This window comes from Marinilabilia sp. (genome assembly GCF_016278715.1).
GTDB lineage: Bacteria > Bacteroidota > Bacteroidia > Bacteroidales > Marinilabiliaceae > Marinilabilia.
Genome location: NZ_JADQBH010000243.1, coordinates 1 through 12,775, shown reverse-complemented (window position 1 = coordinate 12,775; position 12,775 = coordinate 1). Strand labels below are relative to the sequence as shown.

At 42.5% G+C, this 12,775-nt stretch carries 10 protein-coding genes; 1 reads left to right on the top strand and 9 read right to left on the bottom strand.

The features are described 5' to 3' along the window. On the bottom strand, positions 1–1,791 hold a 1,791-nt coding region (mutS, locus tag QZZ43_RS15090; protein WP_291861160.1), incomplete at its 3' end, for a DNA mismatch repair protein MutS. 270 nt (positions 1,792–2,061) lie between these two features. Between mutS and QZZ43_RS15085 the strand changes: the two genes are divergently transcribed. Further along, a complete protein-coding gene (locus tag QZZ43_RS15085) occupies positions 2,062–2,235 on the top strand; it encodes a hypothetical protein (protein ID WP_291861159.1) in 174 nt (57 codons plus the stop codon). Positions 2,236–2,396: 161 nt separating this feature from the next. Here QZZ43_RS15085 and QZZ43_RS15080 read toward each other — a convergent pair whose 3' ends face one another. From QZZ43_RS15080 to QZZ43_RS15045, 8 genes are all read right to left on the bottom strand, one after another. Beyond that, positions 2,397–3,749 carry an MATE family efflux transporter gene (locus QZZ43_RS15080; protein WP_291861158.1) on the bottom strand — a complete coding sequence of 451 codons (1,353 nt, stop codon included), beginning with the start codon at positions 3,747–3,749 and terminating at the stop codon, positions 2,397–2,399. A 46-nt stretch (positions 3,750–3,795) separates the two neighbouring features. After that, entirely contained in the window at positions 3,796–4,500 is a 705-nt protein-coding gene (locus QZZ43_RS15075) for a methyltransferase (RefSeq protein WP_291861157.1), read from the bottom strand. Between the two features lie 11 nt (positions 4,501–4,511). Further along, positions 4,512–5,276 carry a TIGR02757 family protein gene (locus tag QZZ43_RS15070; RefSeq protein WP_291861156.1) on the bottom strand — a complete coding sequence of 255 codons (765 nt, stop codon included), beginning with the start codon at positions 5,274–5,276 and terminating at the stop codon, positions 4,512–4,514. A 246-nt stretch (positions 5,277–5,522) separates the two neighbouring features. Beyond that, complete coding sequence (locus QZZ43_RS15065; protein WP_291861155.1) at positions 5,523–6,176, bottom strand: ABC transporter ATP-binding protein; 654 nt, start codon at positions 6,174–6,176, stop codon at positions 5,523–5,525. Positions 6,177–6,178: 2 nt separating this feature from the next. Then, positions 6,179–7,123, bottom strand: a complete 945-nt coding sequence (locus tag QZZ43_RS15060; RefSeq protein ID WP_291861154.1) for a calcium/sodium antiporter — start codon at positions 7,121–7,123, stop codon at positions 6,179–6,181. Between the two features lie 568 nt (positions 7,124–7,691). Then, on the bottom strand, positions 7,692–8,174 hold the full coding sequence (gene tatA, locus QZZ43_RS15055) for a twin-arginine translocase TatA/TatE family subunit (RefSeq protein ID WP_291861153.1): 483 nt from the start codon (positions 8,172–8,174) through the stop codon (positions 7,692–7,694). 102 nt (positions 8,175–8,276) lie between these two features. Then, a complete protein-coding gene (secDF, locus tag QZZ43_RS15050; protein ID WP_291861152.1) occupies positions 8,277–11,294 on the bottom strand; it encodes a protein translocase subunit SecDF in 3,018 nt (1,005 codons plus the stop codon). A 140-nt stretch (positions 11,295–11,434) separates the two neighbouring features. After that, positions 11,435–12,775 (bottom strand): FtsX-like permease family protein (locus QZZ43_RS15045; RefSeq protein WP_367221626.1); only part of this gene is annotated, 1,341 nt, incomplete at its 5' end.

Here is a 12,775-nt window from a genome sequence, read left to right as displayed (position 1 = left end):
ATTATCCAGATAAACATCGTTGGGAACATACTCCTCCCCTGCCGGAAGTTGCTTTTCGATAACCGGATGTCGTCCCGCCCTTATGTCAATACTTTCTTCTTCTGTGACCAACGGACGCACATAATTATTCTGAGCTGCGAGAGAAGCAAAACCCACCAGACAATCCAGTTTTGCCAGCAAATTGGAATTAAGCTGAATGGCAGGAATAAAATCGGACAAGGCAACAGTCAGTGCATTAAATAGTTCCGTTTCCAGAACCAGCATTCGCTCTTCTGCACCCAAAATCTTTGCTTCGTATTCCTTCAATTCCTCTGTGATGTACCGTTCAGCATTCACCAGTGTCTGTTTTCTAATCCAATCGGCCGGAACCTTATCCTTGTGCGTGTTGCGCACTTCAATATAGTAACCGAAAACATTGTTAAAGCTGATTTTAAGACTGGTAATCCCGGTCCGTCCGATTTCTCTTTTCTGGAGTTCGTTCAGATAATCTTTTCCTGAAAAAGCAATATGCCGCAATTCGTCCAGGTCACTGGAAACTCCATCGCGAATCACATTTCCTTTATTGAGCAGACTGGGAGGATCAGGCATAATCTCCTTTTCAATCCGTTCTTTAATAGTAACACACGCATTCAATTGGTCACCAATATGATTCAACACCTCATTCTCTGCCTCAAGGCAAAGTTCCTTAATGGGCTGAATACTACTCAGCGCATTGCGCATTTGAACCATCTCTCTTGGGGTAATGCGCCCTGAAGCCACTTTAGAAACCAATCGCTCCAAATCACCAACCGGCCTGAGGAAACTTTCCAAATCCATTTTTAATTGCGGATCTTTAAAGAAGTGCTCCACCACCGACTGTCTGTCTTTTATGGGTTGAACATCTTTCAGGGGAAGGGCCATCCATCTTTTCAACAACCTGCTTCCCATAGCGGTAACAGAATGATCGATAATATCCACCAGTGACCGGCCGCCTTCGTTTACCGATGAAAAAATCTCCAGGTTACGAATGGTAAAGCGGTCGAGCCACACATATTTTTCCTCATCAATACGGGAAAGAGTGGAGATATGTCGTATCTGATGATGTTGCGTGAGGTCCAGATAGTGCAAAATAGCACCTGCAGCAATTGTTCCCAGTTTCAGTCGTTCCACCCCAAACCCTTTCAGGGATTTAGTTTCAAAATGTTTTAAAAGACGATCCCGTGCCGATTCTTCAGTAAAAACCCAGTCATCAAGACCAAAATTGTAATAGCCGGGCCCAAACAACCCGGTAAACGCTCCCTTCTTAGCCTTTTCAAACAAAACCTCCTTGGGCTTGAATCCTGAAATAAGTTTTTCAATGTGGTCAAAAGGCCCTTCGGCAGTAAGAAACTCTCCGGTAGAAATATCCAAAAAAGCCACCCCCCCGTTTTTGCTTTCCAAATGAACAGCAGCCAGAAAGTTGTTTTCCCGGTTTTCCAGAATATTATCATTGATGGCCACGCCTGGAGTCACCAGCTCAGTCACCCCTCTTTTGACAATTTTCTTGGTTAATTTGGGATCTTCCAACTGATCACATACAGCAACACGCTGTCCGGCTCTAACAAGTTTTGGCAGATAAGTATCCAGGGCATGATGAGGGAACCCGGCCAGTTCAATAGACGAAGCAGAACCATTAGCACGCTTGGTAAGCGTAATACCCAGTATCTCGGCTGCTTTAACAGCGTCATCAGAAAAAGTTTCATAAAAATCGCCCACTCTAAAAAGCAAAATAGCATCCGGATATTTTCCTTTGATGCTGGTATACTGTTTCATCAGGGGAGTCTGCACTATATTTTTTTTCTCTTTTTCCAAGGAACAATACTTTTCGGAGTTCTTAACTTATTTGAGAATTCTCTACAAAGATAAAAAGAGAATCAGAACCGAAGCAGCTGCAAAAAAGTTTTTTAGGAATTTGAATATCTCATAACGAGAATTTATAATTAGAGCAGGTTTAAGGATTTCTAATTCTTTAATTTTGAATTACCGGATTCAATTAATATTTTTATATTCGCATTCAAAATAAGGTAATCAAATTTAATTGTTATGAAATATCTTCTGAAAAACCTGGGAATTCTGATGATTATTGCAGCTGTTGTAATCCTTTCAATTTACGCATTAAACGATTACATCGATAATGCCTACCTGTTTGTTTCGCTGTTGTTGCTTGTGGGAGGTATAATTGCCCACATAATCCTTAACAAAAAAGTAGAAGAGTAAGGCTGGTTTAAGAACTAAAAGAGCCCGGTTTGAAAGTTTATTTCGAATCGGGCTTTTCTGTACTTCTCAATTACAACATCGGTAAAAGAAAGGCTAAACGCAATACCCCAAGACCTTTCAAACTGAAGGCTTACCGGGTTGAGAGAAAAACGAAACAACCTTTATCGCATGTCCTTTGTCAGCCACCGGAATCGTCCCAACAAAAACATGGAAATTGAGAAGAGCCCCAGCAAATATCCGTACCAAATTCCCATAGGCCCGATTTTGAGTTCAAAAGCAAAAAGATACCCAACCGGCAAAGCAAGCACAAAATAGGCGATCAAAAGCATTCCAAAAGGCAAGGTTACATCTTCCAGTCCGCGCAGCGCTCCCAGCATTGTAACCTGCAGTCCGTCGAACAATTGAAATGCTGCTGCCACCACCATCAATCCTGATGCTATCTCAATTACTTCCAAACTGTCTATAAAAAGAGCCGGAATCACATCCCTGAGAATAATAAAAAATATGGCCCCTATCCCCATAAAAGCCAACACCAGGTGTAATGACGCAAAAACATTGGCTCGCAAAGCATTAAACCTCCCCTGCCCGATAAACTGACTCACCTTTACGGTGGTTGCAGCGGCAATTCCCTGAGCAACCATAAAAGTAAAACTGGCAAAACTCAGCACTATCTGATGTGCCGCAAGAGCAGCAGCTCCAAGCCATCCCATCATGATACTTCCCAGACTGAACGACAACACCTCAACGAAATGCTGCCCGCCGATGGGAAGCCCCAACCTAATAAGATGAAGACTCTTAGTCCAGGAGAATTTGGTTTCAACAATATGTCGGCGGTAATACTTAAAGAAATCAAATTTATAATAGACCCACATAAAAAGCAGCGGCATAGCCATTCGGGCAGTAAGGGTCGCATAGCCGGCACCCATCACTCCAAAAGCAGGAAACCCAAATTTTCCGAAGATCCAGAGATAATTCAGGAAAATATTTAGAATATTGGCCGAAACGGTAATGACCATTGCAATGCGGGTATTGCCCAACCCTTCGGCAAATTGCTTAAAGGTGAAAAACAGCACGAACGGAATCATTGAGATCACCAACACCCTGTAGTAGGGCAAAGCCATCTCTACGACATCTGTTGGCTGTCCCATAAGAGGCAGCACATAAGAAACCAACCACAAAATCAGAGTTAGCAATAAACCGGCTGCCTGAAACGAAATCAATCCCTGCTTAAACCAGGAGGCGGCCAACTGTTTATTTCCTCCCCCGAAAGCCTTGCCCACCAAGGGGGTCAGACCATTAACCATGCCCAGCCCGAAAACCATTCCTACCACAAATACTGTATTGGCAAAAGAGACAGCAGCCAGCGGCACCGTACCCAATTGGCCCACCATCAGGTTGTCGGCGAGCACTACAACCATCTGGCCGGCCTGAGCAAGCATCACCGGCATGGCCAGAATCAAATTGGGCCCATAATGCCGCGAATAAGTTTCTTTGGTTATTTGTTGTTGATTCATCAGACAAAAAATAAGCCTGCAAAGATAGATAAATATGGGTTATTCCCTAATGAAGGTAAAACTCGGAAACTATTCTGCGGAAGGAATTACTGTAATGATGACGTGATAATTCCAACACCATTTCTTCTACAATTGACTCATCAGAAAACACTCTTTCCCACACTGAAACAATTCGTTTAACCGGTTTTCCGGGGTTTGGCATCACCTCCAGCCGTCGGCTTTCAAACAATCCGGCACGAGCGGCTTTCATCCGAAAAGTTTCATAATCGGATACAGGAAGAATAAGAGAAAAGCGTCCTTCATCAGACAGCAATTGCAGCACCCCGGAGAGAAGGTCTTCCTGACTCAACCCCGCATTATGACGGGCAGCAGCTATACGTTGATTTGGATTCTTCAGGCTCCCGCTAAAAAAAGGAGGATTGCTGACAATAAGGTCGTACTTAAAATCTACCCTCTTAGAAAAATCCTGCAGGGATGAATTGTAAAGGTTAAGTCGGTCATTCCAGGGAGAAATTTCAAAATTTTCACGGGCATCAAGACAGGACGGAGCATCAATTTCTACAGCATCCACAACCGACTTATCCGTTCTTTGTGCCAGCATCAAAGCCACCAAACCGGTTCCGGTACCAATGTCCAGGATCCTCTCTGCCTTCTCACAAACAGGCGTCCAGGCACCTAACAAAACTCCATCGGTTCCCACTTTCATAGCGGCATTTTCCTGATAAACCTTAAACTGCTGAAATGTAAACATGTTTTTGTGATTCAGAAATTTTCATAAATCCCCAGTCCAAACAGGGCATAATCGTAAAAGATTGGATCATCAGGCCTGAATTCGGAAAGTCTCGAAGTCAACTCTTTCACTGCCATAAAATCGTTCTGTTTGCGCTGTAGCAATCCGGTTACACGGGCTACACGAGCTACATGAAGGTCAAGCGGAATAAGGAGGTCTGACATTTCAATATTGTCCCACAATCCAAAATCTACTTGTGAGTTGGTTCTGACCATCCAGCGCAAATACATATTCAAACGCTTGGCAGAAGAATTCTTCAGCACATTCGCAACATGTTTATTCGTTCGTTCGGGAGGCTGAAAAGACATAAAAACCTGTCTGAAATAAACAAGTGCCTTTTCAATTCCTCCCTGCCCGTAACCATAGGAGAAAACCTGTTGAAGTCCACCCTCCAGTCGGTAAATCCGCGACAATGCTTTCAGGAAATAAGTTGCATCAATACTGTTAAACGTCCTGTAAACAAAACCATCTGCTACATTTAATTCATCATCAGATGCCTGCATCAGAAATTCATAGGGCGACATATCCAGGCGCTCCATCAGGTTTCGACAAGCCTTTAGTATCATATTTCTTTTGCCCCAGGCAAGCGTAGCTGTCAGGAAACCCGCAATTTCTATGTCTTCTTTTCTACTGAAAAGATGAGGAATCTGAACAGGGTCCTCATCAATAAACCAACGGGCCTCATAAAAGGAAGCCTTTTCATCAAGAAAATATTTGATTTCATCGGTATTCATCATAGACAATAGATCGTTAGATTTTTAGACATAAAATGTAAGATGCTTCGTAAAATATGGATATACTAAATTTTAACAAACAGACATTTTTGAGTGCAAACAACTGACTTGCAGCGCATTGCAAAAATTTAACGGAGTATTGCATAGAAAGAAAGACCTAAAAAAGGAGGCACACTGCTACAAAATATGGTAATCCTGATTGTTGACAGATTGTGGTGATCCCCAAAATATGGATCAGGATCCAGTGTGTCAATCCAAAATTACACCATCAACAATATGGATGGTACGGTCGGCCTTATCGGCCAAATGCTGGTCGTGGGTAACAATCACAAAGGTTTGATTAAATTGCTTCCGCAAATCCACAAACAGATCCATCAGTTCATCCTGATTTTTGGAATCCAGGTTTCCGGAGGGCTCATCGGCAAAAACCACTAAGGGATCATTCACGAGCGCACGCGCTACTGCAACCCGTTGTTTTTCACCCCCGCTTAACTCAGCAGGTTTATGCTCCAACCGGTCGGAGAGTCCAAGATAATTGAGTAATTTGAGGGCCCGCTCTTTGGATTCTTTCTCAGATCGGCGGGCAATCAGGCCAGGCAACATACAATTTTCGAGGGCGGTAAATTCGGGCAAAAGCTGATGAAACTGGAAGACAAAACCGATGTGTTGGTTGCGGAATTTCGCCAGTTGATTGCCATTCAGGGAACCGATGTTGGTGCCGTTAATAGAAACACTACCATTTGTCGGTTTATCCAGTGAACCCAATATCTGCAAAAGGGTCGTTTTTCCGGCTCCACTGGAACCGAGAATGGTCACTATCTCCCCTCTATCAATCTTGAGATCAATCCCTTTTAGAACTTTAAGATCCCCATATTGCTTTTGTATATTTATGCCTTCTACCATATTCACGAAACAAATAAAAACCAAATATAACCAATATAGACCATTAACAGAAAAACTCCCTTCCATCTGGAAATAATTCCATTGCGAAGTGGTATCATAAAAAGAAGCAACAAAACAGCCACAATTGTCATCCAGATCATATCTGAAGAGACCACTCTTGAAGAAACCTGAAGCGGTTTTAATATTGCCGTAATACCCAAAATAGAAAATACATTAAAAATATTGGACCCGATAATGTTACCGATAGAGATATCCATCTCTTTTTTTAAGGCTGCAGCCAGAGAAGTAGCCAGCTCAGGGACGCTGGTACCAAAGGCAACAATCGATATGCCAACTACCCTTTCACTAACCCCCCATCCAATGGCAAGATCACTGGCTCCTTTCACCAACCACTCAGCCCCAAAGTAAAGGCCGATTACGGCAATCAAAACCAGACCTATTGCATGAATTATTTTCAGTGTTGGTTCCGGAAATACTTTATCCGCTTTGGCAGACTGTCGCCTGGAAAACCATATTGACCAGATAATGTATCCAAAAATAAGAAGCACAAAAGCTATTCCTTCAAGGGTTTCAAGCAATCCGTTTCTTAGAAACAGAAACAATAGCAGGTACGAAAACATCATCACCAGCCAGTCGTTGAGAATGGATGGTCTTTTTACATGCAAGGGAAAAACAATGGCAACGGCACCCAAAATGAGGGCAACATTAGCGATATTAGAACCTACTACATTACCTATGGATATATCAGGAGAGTTGGTATAAACCGCCTTCACGCTGACAAACAGTTCGGGAGCAGAAGTTCCAAATGCCACAATGGTAAGTCCGGCCACCAAAGGACTGACGTGATAATGACGCGATAAATCAACACCCCCTCGTACCAGCCAGTTTCCACAAAGAAACAACAGCACAAAGCCGACAAGTACCAATAAATAGGAATTAAAATCCATAAAAAACTGGGTGAAAATTACTTGTATGCGGGAAAAATTTAAATTGCTTCACTGCGATCACAAGGATACTCCAGCTCAAATCTCTCAATTCGCAACACATGACCATTGCGAGTGAAACAGCTTGTCCCGGTTTATCGGGAAAACAATCATTCCTCAGAAATTTAGTTTTCCCGGTCAGTAATAGTTAACAATTGAAAAACTGTAATATAAAATAACTTAATAGATTTAAAATCAAACCACCACCACTCACTCAACTATATCATACTAAAAATCAATCACTACTGGGTTCAAACGAACAACAAAACTCTAAATAAAAACACAAGGAGTCATTTTCATCATTGGTGTACGGTCAAAAGATTGAGATTGCTTCACTATGTTCTCAATAAAGAGAACACTGCAGAATTTAGAGGATTGTAAGGGACTGATTTTCATCAAGGACGAAAACCAGCCCTCCAATCCGTTTAAAACCTTAAGAAGGAAATCATTGTGGACAAAGCGAAGCAATCTTTTTTCAAAAATTAAGGCTCTCCGGAAAATAATAATCCTTTATATGAAAATGCGGGAAACTTTACTTTTCCTCTTTCTCGGAATTATTGTTTTCCTGGTCTGCTGAATCTCCGGGATTTGGAGTTTCATCTCTTTTTCCTGCCTCATCTCTCTTCCCCTCATGGCTGATTCCATAAACATTGCGGGAGGCATCATCAATCTCTCCGACAACATCTTCGGTTTCCTCGTGCACCAGGTTCTCAGTATCTTTTTTGGTTTCTTCAAAATCATCTTTCACCTCTTGGCCTGCACGTTGAATATCCTCTTTCATTTCCTTACCCTGCTCGTTTAAATATTTGCGCGCTTCCACCAGATCATCTTTCAGGTCATTGGTGTTTTCGTTGAATTCACGCTTTAAATCTTCGGTGGCCTTGCGAAACTCATTCATCCCTTTACCCAGCATTTTTGCAAATTCGGGAATCTTATTGGCCCCAAAAAGTAAGAGTACCACCAGAAAGACTATAATAATCTCTCCCATGGAAATTCCAAAAAGAAATGTCACCATATCATCACTATTTGAGTTCAAAGATATAAAAAAAAATCCCCGGTTTCGATAGACAAAACCGGGGATAAAATAACTATATCTAAAAGTATTCTCTTCCGAAGTTTATTTCTTCTTTTTAGCCTTGTTGGCAATGCGTTTTTCAATGAAATTAAACGCAATTGGAGAAGCGATAAACAATGATGAGTAAGTACCCACAACAACACCAACAATAAGTGCAAATACAAATCCCTGGATAACCTCGCTACCAAAAATAAAGATAACCAGTAATACCACCAGAGTAGTCAATGATGTATTCAAGGTACGACTAATGGTTGAATTCATCGCAAGGTTAAAGATCTCTTTCAGGTCACGCTTGGGGTAGAGTCCGCGATACTCACGAATACGGTCAAACACCACCACTGTATCGTTGATAGAATAACCAATTACTGTAAGAATGGCTGCAATAAACGACTGGTCAATCTCCATTGAGAAAGGCATGAATGAATATAGTAATGAAAACACACCCAGTACAATCAAAACGTCGTGTGCCACAGCACCCAAAGCACCAAGGCCAAATTCCCAGTTGCGGAAACGAATCAGGATGTAAAGGAAAATAACCACAAACGAAAAGAAAATGGCATATCCGGCTTTATTTCTGATATCAGCCGCAATAGTTGGCCCTACTTTCTGGGAACTCATACGGTGTTCCGACAAGAACGTGTCGTGATCCACATCTGCTCCAACATACTGCTTCAACCCTTCGTAGAGCTTAGTCTCAGCTTCCTGATCGGCTGATTCGGAATCACTGTCTACCAAGTAGTTGGTGGTAATGCGAATTTGATTGTCACCCCCAAAAGTTTTAGCTTCAACGGTAGCTCCTTCAAAAGCATCTTTCAGAGTGGACTGAATATCAGTAGCCGGAACAGGATTTTCGAAGCGAACAACAAATGAACGGCCTCCGGTAAAGTCAATGCCTTGCTGAAGACCTCTCATTCCGAGTGACGCAACACCAAGGAGCATAACCACCCCGGAAATAATCATGAAAAACTTACGCTTTTCAATAAAGAGAATGTGTGCACCTTTAAAAAGGTTTTTGGTCCATTCACTACCAAACTTAATATCTACTTTAGATTTCAACAGACTCTCATAAATGAGACGAGTGATAAAGAAAGCTGAGAAAAATGAGGTTGCAATACCAATCATCAGGGTAGTTGCAAAACCTTTAATAGGTCCGGTACCAAACATAAACAAAATCAAACCGGTAAGGAAGGTAGTTACGTTGGCATCAATAATTGCAGAAAAAGCATTCCGGTAACCATCAGAAATAGCCAGCCGCAGGCCTTTCCCTGCTTTTAACTCCTCTCGTATTCGTTCATATATCAGCACGTTAGCATCCACCGACATACCAATGGTGAGCACGATACCAGCAATACCTGGAAGTGTCAGCACGGCATTAAAAGCTGCCAGAACCCCCATTATAAAGAACATGTTGGCAAGCAATGCAAAGTCGGCCACCAAACCGGCTTTAAAGCCATAGTACAAAACCATGTAGATGAGTACTGCAATAAAAGCCCAGATAAAAGATTTAAAACCAGCATCAACAGCCTCCGCACCCAGCGATGGTCCTACAACCGTATCTTCAACGATTCGTGCAGGAGCAGGCATTTTACCTGATTGCAGTACGTTTGCAAGGTCTTTTGCTTCCTGAGGAGTAAAGTCACCGGTTATGGAACTGCGACCACCTGTAATTTCGTTCTGAACTGTGGGAAATGAATACACATACCCATCCAAAACAATAGCAATCGATTTTTCTATATTGGCTTTGGTAAGACGGGCCCAGGTTTTGGCTCCCTCACCATTCATTGACATCTCAATCTCGTAGGCTCCGCTTTGGCTGGTGATAGCACGGGCCCCGGTCACTACATCACCTTCGAGTGGGGCACGTCCGTCATGACTACTAACCTTAATAGCAATCAGCTGGAAAAGCTCATCGTTTTCATCGAATTGCTGATTGGTCCAGTACTGCGCATCGCTTCCGGGAATTGGCTTCACGGTCCAAAGGAATCTCACATCACGTGGCAAAAGAGACTCAATCTCTTCCATTGCAAGATAAGTATTCACCTTACCTGTATCACGTGAAGTAGCCAGACCAACAACCGGAGAAGCAGGACGTCCGGACGGTGCAAGATGCGAGAACAAAGACTCAACGCGCTCTTCGTCGACTGTATCCAGAGAATCCCCTTCAATTTCATACAGAAGCGCTACATCTTCGGCACTTTCTGCTGCCTGAACCTCAGGTACCACCTTAGAGGTATCAACATCCGAATGTTTGAGCGCATTTACTTCAGCAATCACCTGATTGGCCTCCATCAACGCTTCAAATATCTCATTCTGATTGTAAACTTCCCAAAATTCCAGGTTGGCTGTTCCCTGGAGCAAATCACGAACGCGCTCCGGATCGGTAATTCCGGGCAATTCAACCAGGATACGTCCGGCCTCTTCAAGGCGTTGAATATTAGGCTGTGCCACACCAAAACGGTCAATCCTGGTACGCAGAATATTAAATGCATTATTAATTGCACCTCTGGATTCTTCGCGAATAACCGAGATTACTTCCTCATTGCTTGAGTTGTAATCAATTTTGTCCCTTAATTCGACCGTATTAAATATGGCAGCAAGCCGTCCTTCAGGAGCTACCTCTTCAAATGCTTCGCCAAAGAGCGAAATAAAATCCCGGGTGGACTCTTTTTCACGTTCACGCGCAAGTTTGATGGCATTATTGAATTTTTCATCCTGATTGTAATTGGAAAGTGCTTTGACAATATCAGCCACACGCACCTCAAGGATCATATTCATCCCTCCTTTAAGGTCGAGACCAAAATTTATTTCACGCTCCTTACACTCCTGGTAGGTATATTCTCTTAATCCAAAAAGAAAATTATACACTACTTCACTCTTCATAGAGTCGAGATACTGAAATTTGTACTCACTTACCAATTCAGGGTTGTCGCCAGCTTTTTGCTGAGCAACTTCCTCAGCTTTGTTTTCTACACGACGTGCCTGAAAGGTAAAGATCAACTGATACAAACTAACCAGTGCCAGCAATATGGCGAATAGTCTGATCGCTCCTTTGTTCTGCATTTGTAGCTATTTTTATAAATTCAAATTCATGTACGTTTTACTAAACGCGCAAATATATTGATTTTTTTTAAAACCTTTAAGGTTTATTACATTGAATGCATCAGATAGTTTTTTTATCCACCCGGGAGAAAAAAATGACATCAAAACTGATGGAGAGACATTTTGGACAACAAACGACGGGATCCCCAAAAGGCGACTCCCACTGCAACGGACAACATAAGAAGCGATGGAATAACAAAACAAAGATAATCCAGGTCATATCGGGTAGTGAAAGTCCGCGACCAGCCAGTCAACATTTCACGGGCAACCGGAAGGGCCAAAGCAATTCCAAACAGCACAAAAAGGAAAAAACCCGAAAAAAGAATCCGAATATTATGAATATCAGGAAAACCTGTGATTTTTCGCAGATATAATTCCTGTTGACGTGTTGCCAAAAGAAAGGAGACAAGCCCTGTCATTCCCAAAGTGGCAATAATCACCACCAGGAAAGCAAAAGCCCAGGCCAATGACATGTACCTGTAATCTTCACTATAAAAACTTCTGTTTTTTCCTTCAAAGGAATTTGCCTTAAAAGGAATTCCTGAATTGGCATTTTCCCATATTCTTTTCAGGGCAGTTTGAGTTTGCCCCCATGATCCATCGCCATACCTGACGGCAAAAGTTAACAATTTGTCTTCCTCACCGGCCGCAATAAACAGGGCCGGTCGCAATGGCTGTTTCCAACCGGCTGCATGCATATCTGAAACAACTCCTGTTATCTCAAACTCTCTCCTGTCTGAAGCTTCGCGTGCCACAGTATAAATCTTTTTTCCGACAACCTCATCTCCCAATAGTTGAGCAGCCTGCTGGTTCACCACTATTTCCCGGACTGCCTTAAAATCTGCATTGCCAGCTTTCAGTTCAACCCCCATTGTGCGGAAAAAAGCACTGTCAACCGGATAAACCTCCAACAAAAAAAGCTTATTGCTATCATCCGAACGGCTAAAAGACATAATAGAAACAGGTTCACCCGGATTGAAATACAATTTACTGATGCTTTCAACTATACTAAGGCTGTCTATCGCCCGAAAAACTGAATCTGTTTTATCGCCAAGATGCCCGGCTCGTTCCAGCAGTCCCACTTGTTCATAATCGAACCCAGGGTCTTTTTGAGAAACATGATTGAGCTGCCGAAACATACCAATAGCGGCCGTTGAAACAAAAACAGCTACAAAAACCTGGATCATTACCAACAAGCCTCTGACCCAAAGCCCCGGATAAGAAGAAAATTTGGTATACCCCGATTGCAGATGGAATGCTTTTATGCGGGAAAACACAAAAGCCGGATAAATTCCTGACAACAGTCCTACAACAAGAGTCACTGTTAAAACCACGGGGAAATCAAGAGATTGGCGGTAACTCTTATCAAAAAACTCAACCAAAAATAATTTATTAAATACAGGAAGCAACAATTCAACCATCACCAACCCAAAAAACAAAGC